The 19834-nt window shown below is 40.9% G+C and carries 16 protein-coding genes; 5 read left to right on the top strand and 11 right to left on the bottom strand.

Going from position 1 to position 19834, the window contains the following annotated elements:
* Positions 1–2: 2 nt before the first annotated feature.
* The 4 genes from ACR42H_RS11120 to ACR42H_RS11105 all read right to left on the bottom strand — a co-directional run bounded on the left by ACR42H_RS11120 (position 3) and on the right by ACR42H_RS11105 (position 3706).
* Positions 3–1475, bottom strand: coding sequence for an aldehyde dehydrogenase family protein (locus ACR42H_RS11120; protein WP_436376898.1), 1473 nt, complete (start codon positions 1473–1475; stop codon positions 3–5).
* A 112-nt stretch (positions 1476–1587) separates the two neighbouring features.
* Positions 1588–2319, bottom strand: coding sequence for a TenA family transcriptional regulator (locus ACR42H_RS11115; protein WP_053436120.1), 732 nt, complete (start codon positions 2317–2319; stop codon positions 1588–1590).
* A gap of 224 nt (positions 2320–2543) precedes the next feature.
* Complete coding sequence (locus tag ACR42H_RS11110) at positions 2544–3314, bottom strand: creatininase family protein (protein ID WP_436376153.1); 771 nt, start codon at positions 3312–3314, stop codon at positions 2544–2546.
* A 59-nt stretch (positions 3315–3373) separates the two neighbouring features.
* The gene (locus ACR42H_RS11105) at positions 3374–3706 is read right to left on the bottom strand and encodes a 2Fe-2S iron-sulfur cluster-binding protein (RefSeq protein ID WP_113883997.1); all 333 of its coding nucleotides are present in this window, start codon (positions 3704–3706) and stop codon (positions 3374–3376) included.
* A 497-nt stretch (positions 3707–4203) separates the two neighbouring features.
* Between ACR42H_RS11105 and ACR42H_RS11100 the strand changes: the two genes are divergently transcribed.
* Positions 4204–4539: a hypothetical protein gene (locus tag ACR42H_RS11100; RefSeq protein ID WP_113883998.1), complete on the top strand. Its 336-nt coding sequence runs from the start codon at positions 4204–4206 to the stop codon at positions 4537–4539.
* Between the two features lie 450 nt (positions 4540–4989).
* The gene (locus ACR42H_RS11095) at positions 4990–6372 is read left to right on the top strand and encodes a hypothetical protein (protein ID WP_113883999.1); all 1383 of its coding nucleotides are present in this window, start codon (positions 4990–4992) and stop codon (positions 6370–6372) included.
* A gap of 26 nt (positions 6373–6398) precedes the next feature.
* Here the strand turns inward: ACR42H_RS11095 and ACR42H_RS11090 are convergent, their stop codons facing one another.
* Together ACR42H_RS11090 and ACR42H_RS11085 are read right to left on the bottom strand one after the other, a co-directional pair.
* Positions 6399–7079, bottom strand: coding sequence for an NAD(P)-binding domain-containing protein (locus tag ACR42H_RS11090; RefSeq protein WP_436376150.1), 681 nt, complete (start codon positions 7077–7079; stop codon positions 6399–6401).
* Positions 7080–7175: 96 nt separating this feature from the next.
* Positions 7176–8621 carry a hypothetical protein gene (locus ACR42H_RS11085; RefSeq protein ID WP_436376148.1) on the bottom strand — a complete coding sequence of 482 codons (1446 nt, stop codon included), beginning with the start codon at positions 8619–8621 and terminating at the stop codon, positions 7176–7178.
* A 545-nt stretch (positions 8622–9166) separates the two neighbouring features.
* On the opposite strand from ACR42H_RS11085, the gene nadX reads away from it, so the two are divergent.
* Positions 9167–9973 carry an aspartate dehydrogenase gene (gene nadX, locus ACR42H_RS11080; protein ID WP_436376146.1) on the top strand — a complete coding sequence of 269 codons (807 nt, stop codon included), beginning with the start codon at positions 9167–9169 and terminating at the stop codon, positions 9971–9973.
* A gap of 29 nt (positions 9974–10002) precedes the next feature.
* Here the strand turns inward: nadX and ACR42H_RS11075 are convergent, their stop codons facing one another.
* Together ACR42H_RS11075 and yyaC are read right to left on the bottom strand one after the other, a co-directional pair.
* Positions 10003–10677 (bottom strand): GntR family transcriptional regulator, encoded by a 675-nt coding sequence (locus tag ACR42H_RS11075; RefSeq protein WP_113884003.1) that lies wholly within the window; start codon positions 10675–10677, stop codon positions 10003–10005.
* A gap of 88 nt (positions 10678–10765) precedes the next feature.
* Entirely contained in the window at positions 10766–11386 is a 621-nt protein-coding gene (gene yyaC / locus ACR42H_RS11070) for a spore protease YyaC (protein WP_113884004.1), read from the bottom strand.
* A 283-nt stretch (positions 11387–11669) separates the two neighbouring features.
* Here yyaC and ACR42H_RS11065 point away from each other — a divergent pair, with 283 nt between their 5' ends.
* On the top strand, positions 11670–11819 hold the full coding sequence (locus ACR42H_RS11065; RefSeq protein WP_436376145.1) for a hypothetical protein: 150 nt from the start codon (positions 11670–11672) through the stop codon (positions 11817–11819).
* Between the two features lie 39 nt (positions 11820–11858).
* Here ACR42H_RS11065 and ACR42H_RS11060 read toward each other — a convergent pair whose 3' ends face one another.
* Complete coding sequence (locus ACR42H_RS11060) at positions 11859–12986, bottom strand: M14 family zinc carboxypeptidase (RefSeq protein WP_436376143.1); 1128 nt, start codon at positions 12984–12986, stop codon at positions 11859–11861.
* A gap of 354 nt (positions 12987–13340) precedes the next feature.
* Here ACR42H_RS11060 and ACR42H_RS11055 point away from each other — a divergent pair, with 354 nt between their 5' ends.
* Positions 13341–14246: a DMT family transporter gene (locus ACR42H_RS11055; protein ID WP_113884099.1), complete on the top strand. Its 906-nt coding sequence runs from the start codon at positions 13341–13343 to the stop codon at positions 14244–14246.
* Positions 14247–14281: 35 nt separating this feature from the next.
* On the opposite strand, the gene ACR42H_RS11050 is transcribed toward ACR42H_RS11055, so the two are convergent.
* Both ACR42H_RS11050 and ACR42H_RS11045 read right to left on the bottom strand, forming a co-directional pair.
* Positions 14282–15529 (bottom strand): helix-turn-helix domain-containing protein, encoded by a 1248-nt coding sequence (locus ACR42H_RS11050; protein WP_436376142.1) that lies wholly within the window; start codon positions 15527–15529, stop codon positions 14282–14284.
* Positions 15530–15638: 109 nt separating this feature from the next.
* Positions 15639–19823, bottom strand: coding sequence for a S8 family serine peptidase (locus ACR42H_RS11045; RefSeq protein ID WP_436376140.1), 4185 nt, complete (start codon positions 19821–19823; stop codon positions 15639–15641).
* Positions 19824–19834: the final 11 nt, after the last annotated feature.

Here is a 19834-nt window from a genome sequence, read left to right as displayed (position 1 = left end):
ATTTAATAACCAATATAAACGGTTTTTACTTGAGTGAAAAATTCCAGGCCGACTCTTCCTGACTCCCGGAACGTAGCCGTGCTGGACTGCTTTAATCCGCCAAACGGTGCATTGATTAAGTTGCCGGTTGTAGTCCGGTTCACTTTTACCGTGCCTGCCTGAATGTCTTTAGTAAATTGGCTGGCTGTTTTTAAATTATTTGTCACAATGGAAGCAGACAGCCCATAGTCCACGTCATTGGCAATCGCAATGGCTTCTTCATATGTATCTGCCTCGATCACGGCAATGACAGGGCCAAAGATTTCTTCCTTGGCAATCCGGTGATCTGGTTTAACATTAGTAAAAATGGCAGGCTGCACAAAATATCCTTTTTCATATTCACCTGATGTGAGACGCTTACCGCCAAATACTAGATTCGCACCGTCTTCTTTCCCAAACTCAATATACTTTAGGACATTTTTCAGCTGCTTTTCATTTGCCAGCGGACCGATCTTAACTCCTTCTTCAAAACCGCTGCCAATTCTAAGTGCGCTTGTTTTTTCAATTAATTTCTCCACAAATGCTTCTTTTACTTCCTTCATCACAATCACTCTGCTTGTTCCTGTACATGCCTGCCCGGTCAAAGAAAACCCGCCATTAACTGTTAATGTGGCCGCAAGATCAATGTCAGCATCTTCCATAACTAAAAGCGGATTTTTTCCGCCAAGTTCCATTTGAGTTCTGGTAGTGAAAGAGCATTTGCTGTGGATGTCCTCTCCTGCAGCTGTTGAGCCAGTGAAGGTGACAGCCTTGACAGCAGGATGCGTGACTAATAAATCACCTACATCAGATGCCTTCCCAGTAACAAAGTTTAAAACACCTTTTGGTATACCGGCCTCGTGCAGCGCTTCAACAAGCCGAACGGCAATCAGAGGGGTATCTGAAGAAGGTTTGAAAACCACTGTGTTTCCAGTAATTAATGCCGGAGCAATTTTTCTCGCAGCAATGGAGATGGGAAAGTTCCATGGCGTGATCACACTTACCACTCCAAGCGGTTCTCTTTCCGTCGAAACTCTCATATTTGGATCATCATTCGGGAAGGTTTCACCTGTGAAGCTTTGTCCCTCGACCGCATAATAGCGAAGTGTTTGTGCAGAGCGCAGCACTTCATTTTTCGCATCATTGACATGCTTTCCTTCTTCCCTTGTCAGTTCTTCAGCATATGTGGCCGCATTTACTTCGAGTATTGCTGCTGCTTTGTTCAAAATGGCTGCACGCTTGGATGGAGCTGTCTTTGCCCAGCCAGGGTATGCTTTACTGGCGGCTTCAATTGCCTCTTTTACATCGGTTTCATTGGATGCCTGAAAAACGCCGACGACATCTTCCGTATTTGCAGGGTTCACACTATAAAACTTCTTTTGGCTCGCAGATTCCTGCCACTCACCATTAATATAGTTATTGAATGTTTCTACCTTTGTCGTAATCAAACTTATCACCTTACTCTCTGTTAGTTTCTCCCTTTCCTGCACCAACTTCTCCTAGTATAGAAATGGCCGCCACATAGACCTCGATGGACAAGATTTAGTGTGACGGCCTGGATAATACCTATTATTTTGCTTCTACTAAAGATCCAAGATCTTGTTCAAGATATTCTCTCCATAGGCCATCCATGTACATGCGGCGCATTTTCGCACCTGTGCGGACTACTTCAAGGCAGCGCTGCTGTAATTCAGGAGTATCAGCATGGTCCAAAACAATCTTGTAGCCGCGTTCTCCATGGATTTCGTCAGATACAATGTGCAGATCGAAGAATTCGATTTCTTCATCTGTGAATCCGTATTGTGCACGGAGAGCTGGAGTCTGCTTTCGATAAATGTCCGGAACCTGGGACTCGAGGCCGACAACTAGAGCAGCCGTTGCTACAACGAAGTTTTCACGGGCTGCCACTGCATAGCACCAGCTTTGCAGGCCTAAAGTTGTTGGAGCCATGTTTTCTGGATCAATCACTCGTTCGCGGGTTGTTCCACATGCTTCAGCAAAGCGAATCAGTAAGTCTGTATGACGGTCGGCCGCAATTTCTTCTTCATACATATTTTGAAGTGTGAAATCTTTTGCTGCTTCAAATTTCGGATCGGTTGGAGTGTTGTGATAGATGTACGCTAAGTAGTCAGCAAAAGGTCCAACATAGTGGTAATGGTTTTCTGCCCATCTGGCAAAATGCTTTCTTTCCAGTTTTCCTTCAGCCCAAGCTACAGTGAATGGAGCTTTCTGGCTATGGTTTCCTTTAATGGCTTCCTCTAGTTCTTTGCGAAATTCATCTTTCGATAATAATTCTGGCATGTGTAAACTCCTCCTCGAAATTTATGTAACCTATTGGCACTTGATATTTTGTATACCAAAACTTTTAAAAAAATAATAGGTTGTTAATTTACAACCATATTTAATCTTGTTTTTTGGTCTTTGGTATACCTTAATGAAATCATAACCTATTCTTTTTGAATTGTAAACATAATTTTAAGAATTTTTTAAAGATTATTTTTTCTTTAGTGATAGATTGTAAGAATTTAATAAAGCAGCTCTTCTTTCAGATCAAGCAGCTCGGAAAGTTCTTCAGCCAGATTATCCAGGGCTTCTTCAACGATTTGCTCTCCGATTTCCCTGCTCCCTTGCCGGCCATCACCTATACATCCGTTTTCAGTCATTTCTTCATAGAAATAAAATCCCTGTACAGCTTTCCCCGGCCGGAGTCTTTCCCATTTTCCGCCTTCCTTGATATCTCCTTTTTCCAAGAGGTCCACTCTTACCAATTCAGGAGCAAGATACAGGGCTTCAGACACTTCACGTTCGCAGCTGTGGCCAAATAAAGGAGATTTTACATATTTCCCGATAGATTCCTTTGCAGATGAAGTGGTTTTTGCATAGTAGACTTCTACTTCCAATTCCTTTGTGATAGTCATGGCGGCCAGACTCAGGGTAGATTGGTTTCCGCCATGTGAATTCAAAAATAAAAACTTCTTGATGCCATGCTGTTTCAGTGAGGAAACCATGTCTGTAAGTACGGCAATCAAAGTAGATGGCTGAAGTGTAATTGTTCCGGGAAAATGGATATGATGCTCGGAAACTCCCATATTAACAGACGGTGTCACAATAGTATATGGGAACATTCTCTTCCCCAGTTTATTAGCCATTCTCTCCGCTAGCACCGCATCACAGCTTTCTGCCATATGTGGGCCATGCTGTTCATGTGCTCCAACAGGAATAATGGCAAACTCTACTGTTTCCAGTGATTTCTCGACTTCCTTCCATGTCATTTTAGTAAGATTATAACAATTCATTTTCTTGATACCTCGCTTATCTTAGGTATTTTGTATACCATTAATAAAAAAATAAAAAACTATTTAGTAATGGCTGCAGTTGTCTTCTTGGGAGGCTTTACAGAGATGTTTTCCTGGGATATTTCAATATCGTTTTGGATTGTCATTTGACAGGTTAACCGGTACCCTTCTTTCACTCTGTCGCCAAGCATTTTTTCTTCCTTCCAATTTGGCGGTGCGAGATCATCTCCCCCATTTAATACTATGCACGTACATTTTGTACATCTTCCCATGCCGCAACCATATTTTAATTCCGGAAACTGGCGGATCCCTGCCAGGACAACCAAATTAGCATTATCCTTTACCTGCTTTTCCACAATCTCCCCATCTACATGAAGCGTAACCTTCGGCATAATATTACCCCTTTCAGTTTATTCTAAAAATTTTGATACTTTTTTTCAAAGTATACAACCTTTCGGGAAGATTAGCAAACTCGTTTTTTATTTTTCTGTGTGGTAGATGTCTTTAACTGGATTAACTACCATTTCCAATGGGTGCGATTAATTTCGTCGTTATTCAGCGAGATTGGCAACCATTTTTCTTTGGGTCCAATTATTTTCGTCGTTATACGACTACATTAAATGCCATTTTAATTAAGCTTAATTTTTTTGGTCATTAATCTGCAGATTGGCTCCTGCCTGTTTCCTCTTTAATGATCAAAAGGTATCCTTTTCGCTGAATTATTAAAAAATTTAGAATATATTATTGAATATTTCAAAATCTTAGTATAAAATAAACTTAACAGAAATGGTATACAATATTCCAAACTAAAGGAGGTATGCTCTCGAGCTACATATGAGCAATTCTGCATTTGTAACTAAGTTCAAATAAAACTAAAGGAGTGTTTTAATTGGGTAAATATATTGTATTAACAAACAAAGATACTTTCCAGACCATTCTAGAAAACGAAGGTTTAAAGCCTGTTGAGACATATCATTTTTATTTTTTCGATAAGCTGAAGGCTAAGTATACAATCGCGGAAGTTTTGGATGAGAATATGAAAATCCAGCTTTATGAAAAGTATGAAGGAAAAGAGTATGTAAATCATATAGGTGTAAAATTCTTTGAGCGGTTTGAAACGCTCGAAGCAGCCAGAGAAGAACTGGATGAAATAGTAAAAGCATCCGGCAATAGTGAAGACTCCATTCATTCCAAACTGATAAAATCTGATGAAGTAGCAGTATAAATGTTATTACGAAACCCGGAAGAAGCCGCTCTTCTTCCGGGTTTGCTGTTCATAAGAAAACGGAAGGGCTTGCCAGGGGGAGGCTGCTTGCGCTGACAGTTTTCTGGGTTCAAAATTCTAACTTTCTTATTCTATAGAAAAAACCGCCAAAGAAAGGCGGTTTTACTAGAATTTTAAAGTTCTTCTCAAACGGGCTAATTTTCTTTCTGTTTTCTCAATTGCATATTTGGATCCAAATAGAAAATGGAACATCGGGGTGTCCTCCTTTTTTCTCTAACCTGTTATCATTATTATATTATGAATTTTTGAGATTTACAACAAAATTGTATACCAAATACCAAAATAACGATAGAAATGTGGCTGATTTTTGAATAAATAAAGAAAATGCGTGATTATGGTATACAATTTCATTTACTATTTACTTTATTAAAGATCGCGAGGGTGTCTGATATGCTGAGAGTTTTATTTTTGACCGTGATTGGTTTGTATTTGCTGTCCACTTTGCTTCCGCATTGGAATATCGATCCCCTCCTCTCTATCCTGTGTTTTATCATCGTGGTTTTAACATTCAGGCTTGCGAAGAAATTCGTACAGATCCTCGGGGGTGTATTCCTGGCTTTTGGTTCTGTGCTGCTTTGGACAAGCGGCTCAGACTGGCAGCAATATATTCTTGCCTTTGGTCCAATGCTTGATCTGCTTACCATGTTTACGTTAATACCGATCCTCGGGATTCCGATTAAACTTGGGCGATACGGGGAAGGCATCCAGGCTATCATCCAAAAACGGATAAAAACATCTGGTCATTTATATATGATGACTTCAGGGATCTCTTACTTTTTTAGCATTTTTATGAATCTTGCCACTCTTCCCATGACGTATTATTCAATTAGGCCGGCACTCGGGAGCTTTCCGGTACGGAACAAGGAACGATTTATGAGCAGAGCGATTTCCAGGGGATTTGCAATGCCTTTAATTTGGGCGCCTGTAACGCCGATTGTGGGAATAGTGATTACAATGACGGGAGTCAGCTGGGTATCCATCCTCCCCTATGTCATTCCGCTGAGCATATTGGGTTTAGCAATGGATTGGTTTATTGGTTCCCGTCAGTCCCAGCCTATGAAACTCCCACAGCCAGGCGAAGTATCTGTGCATGAAACAGCAGCAGCCCTGGAAGCAGGTTATCCCGCTCGTGCTGGCAGAGTTTTTCAAATCCTGATAGCCATCGCAATTTTTAATGTTCTTGTATCTCTTGCTGAGACGCAGTTATCTTTGCCTTTCTTAATTCTTGTTTCTCTAATCGTTATTCCATTTGCATTCAGCTGGTCCCTTATATTAAAAAAAGGGAAAGAATTTGGAGAACAGCTTGCTGACCATTTCAATTCCTTCGCCTTAAGCATGAAGGATCAATTTTTCATTTTTTTATCAACAGGCTTTTTTATATCAGCCATGAACTTGTCGAATGCAAATGAAGTGCTTTATGAATGGATTGCAGCTTTTATAAATGTGGCAGGGGTCGAAATTTTCCTGATTATCTTGCCTTTGATCCCTTTAGGGCTGGCCTTTCTGGGCCTTCATCCAGCCGTGTCACTTGCATTGATGATTGAAGGCGTTAACCCGGCAGCCATCGGAATTTCACCGCACATTCTGACCGTTGCGATGCTGTCTGGGGCTGTTTCCGCCTTCTTAGTGGGCCCATATAATGCCACTCTTGGCCTCATGTCCAACATTATCAAAGTCGATTCCTATAAAGTCTCCAACTGGAATATGCCATTCGCGGCAGTTTATGTTGCTTGTGTGATGTTTTATTTGTTTTTACTGGAAAAATTACTCTAATAAAAAAAGCTGCTGATCAAATAGTTCTAATCAGCAGCTTTTTTGGTGGATTCCTTTAGTTCTTTCACAATCTCCTGTGCAAAATGCCCCAAGGTGCCTTCACTGTAAGAGCGGATGACTTCAGGTGCCAGGGAGGAGAGAGCTCTCTTAATATAAGCTGGCGGATAGTCTTTGCTGATGAAATCTTTCTCGATTTCCACGGCTGTCTTTAAGGCAAAGAATGTAGCCAGTTTGTTTACTTCTACTAATCTTTCTTCACTGTCCTTTACAATTTCCCCCAATGGCTTGATAAGGTCCACTATCGGACCTGGCAATTTGTCCTCTGAAATAAACAGCCCTTTTCCATTCTCCATTAAATCTCTCGAATGCCCCATATACTTCAATCCGTATACCTTACAGGAAGGGATTCTCTCTAAAATACTTTTCGTTGGAAGTGCAGTCGCCATGTTGATGAAAGCAACAGAAGACTCCACAGGAAAAATGCTTTCCATAAATGAAATCACTTTTCCGGCCGGCAAAGCGAGCAGAATGATATCCATTTGTTTAAGTTCGTCATCGGTTAAAGGGCGTCCGTTAGGGAACCTTTCAGCAAATTGTTCTGCCTTTGATCTGTCGGGATGATAGATGCCGATTGGAAGGTTTGATTTATGCCAGTGAGTCATCATGGCAGTCCCCAATTTTCCAATCCCAGCTAAACCTATTTTCATCATGTGCCTCCTATTCTCTCTGAAAAAAAAGACTATCCTCTAAGTTAGTTTATTCTAACTTTGCAGGATAGCCTTTTATTTTTCAAGATTACTGTTTTACCAGATTAAAATAGCAATTAATGTGGCGATAAAAAGGCTGGCGACAACAGGGAGAAAGTTTTTCCTGGCCAGTTCCAGCGGTGAAAGCTGAAGGAATCCTGCTACTGCCACAAGGGAAGACCAGGCCACAATTGTTCCTCCTCCCCAGATGGCACCCATCTGCCCGATCGCTGCCAATGTGGAAGGATCGATATGGCTTCCATTTGCCAAAGCACCCGATAAGGCACCTGTTAACGGCAGCCCAGAAAAGCCTGAACCATCCAAGCCAGTGATCAGACCGACTATTAAAAGACCAAAACCGGCAATAAAGGCATTTTCCGGAATATATGCCTGGCCTGCCTGTATCATATCAAACAGAAATGCAGGCTTGGCAGCGCTTTCATCTAGAGAAAGTATCGTGCCGGTGAAGTCTGAGCTTCCCATAAAGAAGAAACCTGCTATGGGAATAACCGGGGCCATCGCTCTAAAGGCGAAAACAAACCCTTCCGTTAAATGCTCGCTTATTTTATCCAAAGCATGGATGCGATTAAAAGCCACGGTGGCAAGCACTAATAGAAGTGTCGCTACACCGCCGATAAAGGCAGCGCCATCTGTCCCTTCAAATCCGGATCCGCCTGTTAACTTTGTTGAGAACATATACAGCATAACAGCCAGCATGGATAAAGGCACTAATACGGCAAAGACCTTACCCCATGTATTTTTTCTCTGGATGGTTTCAGCACTTTCTTCAGCTGTGGCCGCAAGTTCATTGGCTACACCAAAAAATGCTGAATTTTCAGGGTTTAACGAGGAGTCATGGTGGCCTTTTTTGACAATTGATTTTCTATGCGCCAAATAAATATAGGCTAATGCACTTACTCCTGTAATGACAGAAAGAACTAATGTCTTATCAGCAACCAGTGCCTTATCAATTCCAGCTGCTTTGGCGCTTAGCATCGGTGCTACCTGCATGATATAATCAGAAGAAAGCGCCATTCCCTGGCCCGCAATGACAATGACCATGGCAGCCGTCATCACAGGCAGACCAGCCCTGACTGCTGCCGGGACCAGCAATGCACAGATAAGCGGGACAGCAGGTGTTGGCCAGAAAAAGAGTGAAATTACATAGGTAGTAACCATTAATACTAAATAGGAAACATGCCCATTGATCATTACCTTCTCAATCGGGCCGATAAGCCTTTTATCAGCTCCCAGGTCTTTCAATGAATTAAGAAGTGCGATCATTAGGGAAATGATTAAGAATATACTGAACAACTCTTTTGCTGCGAGGAGATTAGCGTTAAATACCGCCTGAAAGCCAGCGATAAGACTTCCTTTATAGATGACTGCCACAAAGAAAGTTCCAACGATAACCGGCAAGACAACGCCTCTTCTGAAAAGCATCGTTGCAATTACAGACACAGTAACAATTGCATAGACCCAATGAGCAAATGTTAACTCCATATATTCCCCTCCGTTTTTCGTTATAAAAAAAATCTCTTTATAAATAGATTGCAAAAGACAGATTGCAGGAGGCATGATCTGTTTATCTAAAGCTGACTATGTAATACCTCGACACTTGGCTTATTCAGGAGGTTTTGAAACATTTTCCAAAAAGCATACTGCATTTGGTGGATTGTATACCAAACTAAACAAAAAACAAAAAAGCGATACTCTTCGATGTGTTCGTGTTATGCGTGTTCGCCAGCCGAATCATCCAATACTATTTACTTATGATCCTACAGAAATACAGTTCTAAAGATCAGCCTTTCTTCCTCTGGTTGACCACCTCCCTTTTTCACTATTTTAAACTTGTATACTATAATAACACTAAAAATAAATATTGTGCAAATAATTTTGAAAATTTAGATGTTTTAATATTTTCTATAAAATATATTGCTCTCTTTATGGATTTAAGGTAAAATCTAGAATAAAATTGCACAAAGTATATCGTATACCAAATTATATATTCCTATTTTTAGGGGTGATCCCAAGAAGGAGTGATAAATATGCTTAAAGCTGGAATTATCGGTTATGGAACGCTGGGGAAAACCATTGCGGAATTAATTGAAGCCGGCTATGCTGGCGACGTGGAGTTAAAGTCTGTGCTGGTTAGAAGAAAAAAGGGGGCACAGCATGCTGACAAACAGACATTTGCTCTAACATCAGATGAAGCAGGATTTTTTAATGGGGATTTAGATATTATCATAGAGGCAGCGGGTCATCAGGCTTTACAAATGTTCGGGGAGCAAGTGCTGGCAAATGGAAGCCATCTTGTAGTGCTTTCCGTTGGAGCATTGGGAGACCCCGATTTTTATGATAAACTTCAGATTGCGGCTAAGCAGCATAACCGGCAGATCTATATCCCGTCTGCAGCTATCGCAGGCCTGGATCGGATTGCTGCAGGTGCAATGGGAAAAATTGAAAATATCACTTTAATTACAAGGAAGCATCCCCGCAGCTGGAAAGGTACGATAGCGGAAGAAAAAGTGGATTTACATACGCTGACAGAACCATTTTGTATTTATGAAGGGAATGCACGGGAGTCATCCAAGCTGTTTCCGCAAAGCGTGAATGTATCAGCGGCCCTCAGCCTTGCAGGAATCGGCTTTGAAGAAACAAAAGTAAAAGTCTATGCTGATCCAACTATCCAATCGAACACACATACCATCAAGGCAAAGGGTTTTTTTGGCGAGGTGGAGATATCCGTATCGAATATTCCTTATGAAGAAAATCCAAAATCCAGTCCAATCGTCGCCATGAGTGTGGCAAAGGTTTTAAAAAATTTAACTTCGCCAATTGTGATTGGAGTGTAAAAAAATTAAGAAAGGGCTTCTGCTCTTTCTTAATTTTTCTTTTCACTCTGCTGCACCGCTTCAATATATGCTTTTTTTGAGTTTTCAATATGTATTTTGGTCAGATATTCAGCCATTTCCATTTCTTTATTGACGATGGCTTCCATGATTTTTAAATGTTCCTCCATTGACTTCTTTGCCCTGCCCGGATTTTTATGCCCGATTTTGGCAAATGCGCGAATGTAATCGGATAATCCGCTCAGCATCTCATAAAGCTTCACATTTTTTGCAGAGCTGTATAGAAGATGATTGAGCTCTCTATGTAATTCAGAAGCATCCTCTTCAGGATTGTTTAGGTATTCCTCGACCTTTTTTATGCTGGCTGTGAACTTGCTTTCCATTTCATTATCCAGTTTTTGAACAGCCAATTTTGCTGCCAGTACTTCAAGTGATGATAAAATGGTAAACACTTCGATAATTTCTTTTTCGGAGATATCCGCTACAATTACGCCTTTTCTTGGGACTGTCTTAACAAACCCCTGGGATTCCAGGCGGAACAGCGCTTCCCGAATTGGTGTCCTGCTGATGTTTAATCTCTCAGCAAGTTCTCGTTCCACCAGACGGTCTCCCGCTTTAAATTCTCCATCCAAAATAAGATCCTTAATATGCAGATAAACCCTCTCGCGTATCGAGATCAGATTATCTTCCGTCCAGTTATTCCCCATCCCTTTCCCTCTTTCTCTTTAGTTTACGCTCATTATAACTTACCTATCGGGGTACAGCAATTTTTTGGCTGATTTACCCAATTCATGTTTAAGGAACATTCATTTTTTCAATTACTCCTCTGGAAGTATTGTCATTTGCCGCTACACGTGAAATGATTTCCGCAATGATTTCAGCCAGTTTTAAAACCATGTATAATCTCGTGCTGTTTAAGGAATGTACAGGTGATAATGGATCCAGCGTATTGACAATCGCCTTCAAATGAAAATCACCCACACTCGGAAGAGCCCGATTCACTGCATTTCCAGGAATAAACGACCCTTCCCTTATTAAAATATAACCGATTTGCCGCTCGTCTCCTAGGCAGGCATCTATGCCAAATATAAATGGATCATCATAGGTTTCTTTGATTTCTTTAAGCACCTTTTTGATATTCAATGCGTGAACAGGCTCCTGTAAAGTCCCATATACTGGATATGGAATATTTTTTTCCTTGAGGATCTTTCCTGCCAATGGCCCAAGAGAGTCTCCTGTTGAGCGGTCAGAACCAATGCACAAAATAACGATTTCCCTGGATGTGCTGTAAAAAATCTGTTCCAGCTTGGTTACCATCTTTTCGATTTCTGCTTCTTCCGTCGTTTCTTTAATGGAAATATAACTCGCTGCATCGACAACATTTTTGTTCTGTTTGCTGGATGAAAATGGCCACATCTTAGTCCCTCTCTTTCCGGTAATCGTTATTTATATTCCAAATCGTCTTTTTTTAATAACTTAATTGATAATCATTCTTAGTGTATACAATGAATGCAGCAATTGTAAATTTTTATTACCAATATATTTTGTCCTACCCAGACTATTGGCGATATATCCCCGATATTTAATATCTTTCTACAATCATACTAGAAGCCCAAGCTTTCGTTCATCTTCTTTTTAGTTCCTTTGCAGAATATTTTATTTGCTTATACAAAAAATATTTTTCACAGAGGTGATCAGAATGAAAAAGGATATTAATAAAGAAATTGAAAATCAAACCAGCACTTCCCAGGATATTTTGATGGATCGGGTAAATCAGGCTTTTAATAAAGTGGCGGAGGATGTAAGAGGGATGGTTGCAGAGAGTATAGTGAAGAAGAACAGCAGATAAAAAGAAGCTGGCTCCATGACCAGCTTCTTCTATATTAACTTAAAATCCTGATGATTCCGCAGGAACAATCCCATTATAATCTGTCCAATAACCTGCTAAGGGATAAGACGGGATTCTATTCCAACTCTCAGGATCCACATCATTTACTTCTCCTGTAACATAGCCATATATCAAGGATTTTAAAGCTAAATAGTTTTGTTTTGTTAAATATCCATTCGATTTCTGCCCCAGGCTGCCATCGCTTGAATTGCCTTTCGTTTCAAAAAATACTGCTGGATGGCTGTGATTTTCCGGGTTTAAACCATTAAAATTCAATCCCATCATCATAGCTGATACGACTCCGCCTTTAATGTCGATATCGTAGCCTACTTGTTTTTCACTATCAACAATCTGGTAGCGGTCAATATGAGTATAGCCGTATCCGTTCATTTCATCATAGACATATGCCAACATCTGTCTTGTTACATCATTGTAGTTTTTGTATGCAGGCAATGTTGGTCCATTCGGCGCAAGGGAAATACCGAGTGAAAATGAAGTTGCTTCATTTGTTCCATAAATCTGTTTTAATCCTTGATGATGCAAATCGATCGCAAAGTCAGGTTTCAATTCTGCCCAATAGGAATAAACAACTTTAGACTCATTGGCTTTAAAGCCGCCTTCAGCTGCCCAATCCCGATTCAAATCCAGTAATTGTCCAGTCTCCATAACCTTTGTACCGCGAGTATTCATTTCTGCTCCATCCGGATTGTACATTGGAATGAAGTATAGTGTGGACTCTTCCAGAACGGTCTGTACCTCTTTGGAAGAGTTGCTCGCATAAGTTTTTAACAGCTGAAGCGCTGCCTCAGTAACCAGCTTTTCATTACCATGGATTTGAGCCTGAATCCAGATTTTCTTTTCCCCGGTTCCAACCTTGGCGACATAAATGCTTCTGCCCTGCTCAGATTTGCCGAAGCGGTCGAGTGTAAAAACTTCCACTTTCCCCTTGCTTGTCTGTTCAATGCTTTTAAGCGTTTTCACGACATCTTCGTAGGAGAGCATGCTGTTAATACTTGTGTTTCCATTTGTAGATGGCCCTCCTGGTACGTTTGCCGCAAAGGAAAGTGTGGAGAACAGCATAACAAGAAATGCTGTCAGCAATGCGATTTTCCCTGCCGATTTCCTCATATGTATTTCATCCTTTCTATTTAGCCCCTTTCTTCGGGACTCTAAAGAAATGATAAGGGATGGGCTTGTCCCTTGACAGAGAAAAAAGAATGAATTTTCCGCTAATTCAAGAGATCATTTTTTTAATTTTGGCAAAGTGATTGGGAATAAGGAACTGTTTTACACTTTAAATCGATAAAATATGACAAAACCCAACATATTCCCCACTTTCTTTTTTCCTAAAGTTAAAATTGACAAATCTTTAATAAAAATTAACTATTTCGCCTTCCGAAAAAGGTGTTATAATACTATTTATAAAATTTTACAGAAATGAAGGCGAGTCGTTTGAAAAAGAGATTATGGCTTATTTATGGAATGCTGACTTTGGCTACTGCTACATGGGGCAGCGCTTTTATTGCCGGCAAGTTTGCTGTTCAAAGCTTTGAACCTGCAACAGTTGCTTTTTTGCGGTTTTTGGGAGCTGCCATCCTGCTTTTTCCGCTCATGTGGATCATGGAAAAAGACCGGAAACGACCGAATATGAGAGATCATGGATTGTTTGCTCTTTTGGGCCTGACCGGAATTGCCTTATATAATATTTGTTTTTTCCTGGCCACAAAGCATGCGCCCGTGATTAAAAGTTCATTATTTATTGCTTCAAACCCGGTGCTGATTGTCCTTTTATCAGGGTTATTTCTAAAAGAGAAGATAACAAAAAATCATATCATTGGAATGGCCGTTGCTTTGACAGGTGTAGTGTTTATTATTACAGATGGCCATTTACTTACTCTTTTCCAATATGGCTTTGAACCCATTGACTTCGTATTGCTAGGAGCTGTGGTCAGCTGGGCCATCTATAGTGTTGTGGGGAAAGTGGTTTTGAAAAAATTCAGCTCAGTGGAATCCACCACTTATGCAGTTGCCTATGGAACCTTATTTCTATTGCCATTCGCTTCTGCTGAAACATCTTGGATGGATATCCAGCAAGCCAGCATTATGACATGGATTGCTATTGCCCATATGAGCATTTTTGTTACCGTGGTTTCATTTGTCATGTATTATAACGGAATTAAAGAGGTCGGTGCGGCCAAGGCCTCCATTTTTATTAATGTGATGCCTGTTTCCGCCGTTATCATGGCTACGGTCTTTTTGGGTGAAACATTCACTATGGCTCATGGAATAGGGGCAGCATTTGTTCTGACAGGTGTTTATATAGGAACAAATGCGAAAATGTTTCAGAGAAGGATGCATAAACAGTCAATGAAAAATGAGACAGCATAACAATGCAGTCTCATTTTTTTCAGCTCGAAAAAAGTCTACTGGTGATCATAATAGCTTTTCTGTTTATGTATAAAAGAACGTGCGAGCTCAATTGCTTTTAGAGCCTCGCCTTTTTCTGAGTAAAAGTGGAAAAGCTTTTTCTCATAATGGTCGATTAAAATGCCATAGCCAATTTTTTTAAAGTACGGCAAGGCTGTTTCCTCAATAAATTGATAGTATTGCTGTTCTTCTTTTTTCAATAGATGAAGATGAAGCTGAAAATAAATCCAGGTATATGAATCAGCTGCTTTTGCCCTCTCCATGCCTTCTTCAGCTAATTTTATCAGCTCACTGCCGGCCTGAAGTTTTCCTTTATAACATGTATGGATGTATCCATCTAAAGCAGTTAAATAGTGAGGAGCATTTTCGGCCGTAAGCTTAAGCGCTTCTTCATAAAGGCCTGCAGATTCCCTGTATTTCTTTCGGCGAAAATATTCGAATCCCAAATTATGATAAAGCTTGGATTTCCGGTCACCTGAATTACATGCATCACATAACTTAATTAATTGTTCATATTTTTCCTTTGTTTCATTAAAATCATGTAGTTCTTTGGCATTTAGCTGAACAATCAGCAGCATTTCTGTGTCGATAATGCGGAGAATGTTTAAGGTTCTTTGAAAATATTGAAGAGCCTTTTTCCCATAATAATAGGCTGTTATATTTGAATGGATGGAATGGTAAGCAATCGCTAAGTGGTAATAGTATTCTTCATAGGTATACTGATCTCTGTCAATGGAAGTTAAACAGCTGATACAGTCACGGTATTGGCCTGTAAGAAAGTAATAAATGCCCTGGATATGCTTCAACAGATTCGCGTCATGAGGCGAAAAGGCAGCGGAAGTTTTATTAAACTCCGAGATCAATTTTGATGCTGACTCCAATTCACTCACAGATAAATAGTACCTGGCTGACAGCAGGCCGTATAGAGTCTGAAAATCAGGCATATGAATCAGTTTTTCAGACTGCAGTTCCTTTTTTATCTGTTCAGATTCCTGTATTCGCTGCATAATCATGCTCTCATGCCATTCATCCAGCCTCTTTGCAAGCTGATGATATCGAAGTATTTCCTCCTCGGGATTAATGCCGAGCCTCCTGGCCAGGAGGTGTGTAATTTCCCCGGAGTATTCGGTAATTCCCCGTTCAATTTTACTCAAATGGGTTACTGAACAAATCCCTTCTCCCAGCTGACCCTGAGTTAGACCCTCTCTTTCCCTGTAAAACTTAATTATTTTCCCAATGATCATGCTGCACCTCGGTATTAAATTTTCTATTATTATAGTGAAATTACCAGTGATTTTCTATAGGTTAATAGAAACAGGCAGGAGAACGTGTCTCCTGCCTTCTGTGCAATTCTTATTTTTCTTTTGGCTCCAATCCAATCATTTTAAGGAAATCCTCAAGGCGTTTTTTCCCGATTGTTTCTTTCGGCTGATTTCCTTTTCCTGCTAATGAGCCTTTCGTTAAGAAATTCTTTTCAATCCATCTGACATCTGTTTCATCGACCACCCCATCCTGGTTAATATCGAGATGTGGATTTTTAGGGGCTTTCTTGCCATAATTATCAACTGCTTCTTTCAGATCCCGGATATCGACAATCTGATCCTGGGTAACATCCCCTGCAAGGTTATCTTCGGGGTTAATTCTTACATACAGGCCTTGCTGCTCTCCCTCTTTTTCAATGCTTGCCATTACATTCTTATATTCAGCCATATGGCCAGGCACCTCGACATAGACGGTATAAGCTTTTTTATCTGCTGGTACAATCACTTCAAAGAGGCCCTTGCTGTCCAATGTTCCCTCATATATCTTTCCATTTGCAGCTTTGGCGAAGACCTTTGCCTTAAGCTTGGTAAAATCGTATTTGTTATCAATCCAGCCTCCAGAGGTTAAGAAAGCTTCCGGAGCTATATTACCGGTTATTCTTGAATGTGAGGAATTGAATTCAAAATGGTTCAAGCTATATGCAGGAATTTTTGTTTCTCCACTTTCTCCCTGTTTTTTATAAGATAACTCCTTTAAACCAATGGAAGAGTATCTTGCATAATTTGTATCATCTGCTACCTTAAAGGTAACATCAAGGAATGGCATATCCCCGCTAATGCCCTCGAAATCAGCTTTTGAAAGCGATGCTCCGACCTTTACTCCTGATTGGGTAACAACAGGTTCATCCAATTCAATAGAAATTCCTTCTTCATCTGCAAATTTTTGAAGCTTTGGATTCACCTTAACTTTCTCGAATTCAAAGAAATTGAGGAAAGGCTGCACCTCAAATGAACCTGAAATAAATTTATTCACATTATTTAAATCAAGGGTCATGGTAATCTCATCATTCAGCGCTACACTGCTCTTATCAAATCGGCTGGTCGCATGTTCGGTGCCTTCCTTCATGAACACATATTGAGGACTTGAAAATGTGTTCACCGCTGTGCCCATATCCCAAGGGAATAGCTTTAACTGATAAGGTCTGGCTTCATATTCTACCGGCAGCACACCAAATTTTGAAGTGCCATCATCTTCAAGCTTCAGGAATCCGCTAATAAATGGGCTGCCATTTTCATAGTAAGCAGCTGTATTGGTTTTTTGAGTAAAATCCATTCCTTTTGACTGCAGCAGGTCAACTGTTTTATCTGTAATATTTCCATGTACCCAGAATGCGTGATGGCCGTCTTCATCGGTTAACATGCCATCATTTATTTCGATGACTCCCGGTTCAATATCCAGATCCACTTCCGGCGGGGTATTATCTACGATACCAACACTCTCGTAGTGATAACTTTTCCCTTCTGAATCCCGGCTAATCAGATCAAGTACATAATCTCCCTCTGGCAGTTTTTGAATGTAATCAGCTATTGGCTGCTTCTTATTCCCGGTGAATGGATAAACAAGTCCCCTGTGTCCAAAAAAGATCAGGTATTCCTTATCAGGGGCTGCCTGGCTGCCGTCATAGCTTCCTACGAGCCCAATAGCTTCGCCTGTTTTGGCATCTTTGATAATCAGGTCAAACGTTTCCATCGGGCTTTTAAACTTAAAGACAAAGTGAGAACCTGGTGCATAATATTGATGGAATGGCGTATCTGTTGTAACAGAAGGTGAAAGCGGCTCGGCATAGGCAATTCCTTTGTCTGTCACTCTTATGGCAAAAGGAATTTGATAGCGGTCATTTGGATTTGCCTGATTAACCACATGAATATAGCCTTCATAGCGGCCGATTTCAGCCGATTTTGGAATGACAATTCCAGCCTTAATTTGTTCTGTTTTTCCTGCTTCGATTGTCAGCGATTCAGGGACATTGACTTTAATTTCATTTTTAATTCCGTCCTGTACACCTTCCCGGGCTGCATGATATTCCACTTCTACTCTCAATGATTGATCCTGTTTACTATTATTCGCCACTTGAATGCTTCGGCTGTCCTCGATATCCTCATTGTTAAAGTAATGGGTGCCGTAGCTGATGGAACCAGTAATCTCATCTACTTGGATATATTCTCCGTTTTCTATATGATCGGTTTGATCCATTACTTTGAAAGATATGTCCGAATGAACAGCCTGATAGGCATCTACCCGGCCAGCCCCCACTTCATATACTGAGTAATCGCTTTTCAAGTCATCAGATGTGTTCATCATAGCCGTTTTAACAGCGAATGGATCCAAGTCTGGATTTTGCTGAAGCATAAGTGCCGCCACACCCGCTATGTGAGGAGTCGCCATAGAGGTTCCGTTCAGCCTCGCGTAGGCAGAGCTATAATCCTGTCCCTCTTCCGGGTGATTCATGAATTCCGGATAAGTGGAGAATATGGAGACCCCTGGGGCCACTAGATCCGGCTTTATATCATAATTGCTGTTAACGGGCCCTCTTGAGCTGAAGTCTGCAAGAGAATCTCCTTCCGTTTTAACTTCAGCAAGCTGATTAAAGGTGAGAGATACTTCAGGATTCTCTTTTAAATAGTCTCCATCTCCCTTTGTAAGCTGGAACGTTGGGATATATTTGGTGTTTTCTCCTATGTAGGCAGGGATTTCACCTTCAGTGTTATTAAAAATGATGACAGCTGCCGCGCCTGCATTTTTTGCATTTTTCACTTTTTCCTCAAATGTCAGCTCTCCGCGTTCAATTAATGCAATTCTGCCAGCTAACTCTTTCCCTGTAAAATCTCCTGGTTTACCCAATCCAGTAAACACAACAGGATACGATTTGCCTTCCAGCATTTTCAAGTCATCAGAAAAATTCTTGGCAAGTAATTTCATAGATTTAAAAACCTTGTCACCTGCACTGGCTTTAAAAGCCGGAATGGAAATGGCTGCATCACTCGCACCTACCGTAATCCCAAACGCACTCGTACCTGGCGATCCAAGCGTCTTTTCGCTTGGGCCCGCATTTCCTGCTGCTACAACGGAAACCACACCTGAGAGCATCGCGTTATTAATCGCCACTGAAGTAGGATATAAAGGGTCATTTACACTAGCACCTAGGGATAAATTAATTACGTCCATGCCATCCTCAACAGCTTTATCAATGCCTGCCAGCACTCCATCTGTTGTACCTGAGCCATACGGACCGAGAACTCTGTAAGCAAATAAATCTACATCAGGCGCCACTCCTTTAACAGCATAATCAACTGCATTGTCTTTTTGCGCAGCAATTGTGCCGGAGACATGCGTACCATGGGAAGTATAATAAGCAGAACCATTTAGAAACTCAGGCCTGTTCGCCGCTTTCCATTCATCATAGGTCGCTTCCATTGGGTCTGCATCATTATTGATAAAATCCCAGCCTTTCACAGAGGCAGGATCGAATGCTTTCGGATCTTGTCCGTTTTCCGCCCGGTACCCTTTATAAGAATCTGTTAAGTCAGGGTGCGAATAATCAATTCCTGTGTCCAGAACTCCCACCTTGATTCCTTTTCCGGTAACCCCTTCATCGTGAAGCTTATCAACACCGATTTGCGGAATGCTGTCTGCCATCTTCGGCTTTATTTTAGATTGCTCTACTGAAGGAAGATCCAGCTGGACCTGTGCATTGCTCCAAATTCGTTTTACTGCGCCAGATTGCAGGAGTTCTTCCACTGCTATACCTGGGAGAGTCATAGAAACACCATTGAAGGCATTCCTGTATTCTCGTTTTACTTCAATTTTACCGGCATCATACAATGAACTGCTTTTATTAGCCTTCAGCTTGCCAACATGTGCTTTGAATTCACTGTGGGATTTCTCTACTTTTTCTTTAGCTGAAGAAAGAGAAAGTTTTTTGTTCTTTAAAGCTTCTTTCTTTACCTCCACCTTTGCAGGAGCCTGGTTAAACTCCACAATGACTTCGAACAGCTCAGGAGTGGTGGTATTTACTTCAGGGGAAATAATGAATCCCGGCCCTATCTCAAGCTGTTCTAGAGCATCTCTTTGTTCTTTCGAGAGGCCATTTAAGATTTTTTCCGCTTCGTCCACCGTGATCTCCGGCTTCTGTGCAAGCACATTAAATGGAATGGAAGCAGTGAATAATAAACTTGCAGCTATAGCCCCTTTTAATAGATTATTGCGTGACTTCATATTTTTCCTCC

It is taken from the genome of Cytobacillus sp. BC1816 (assembly GCF_051353635.1).
GTDB lineage: Bacteria > Bacillota > Bacilli > Bacillales > Cytobacillaceae > Cytobacillus > Cytobacillus oceanisediminis_C.
This window is presented reverse-complemented; position numbering and strand designations above follow the sequence as displayed.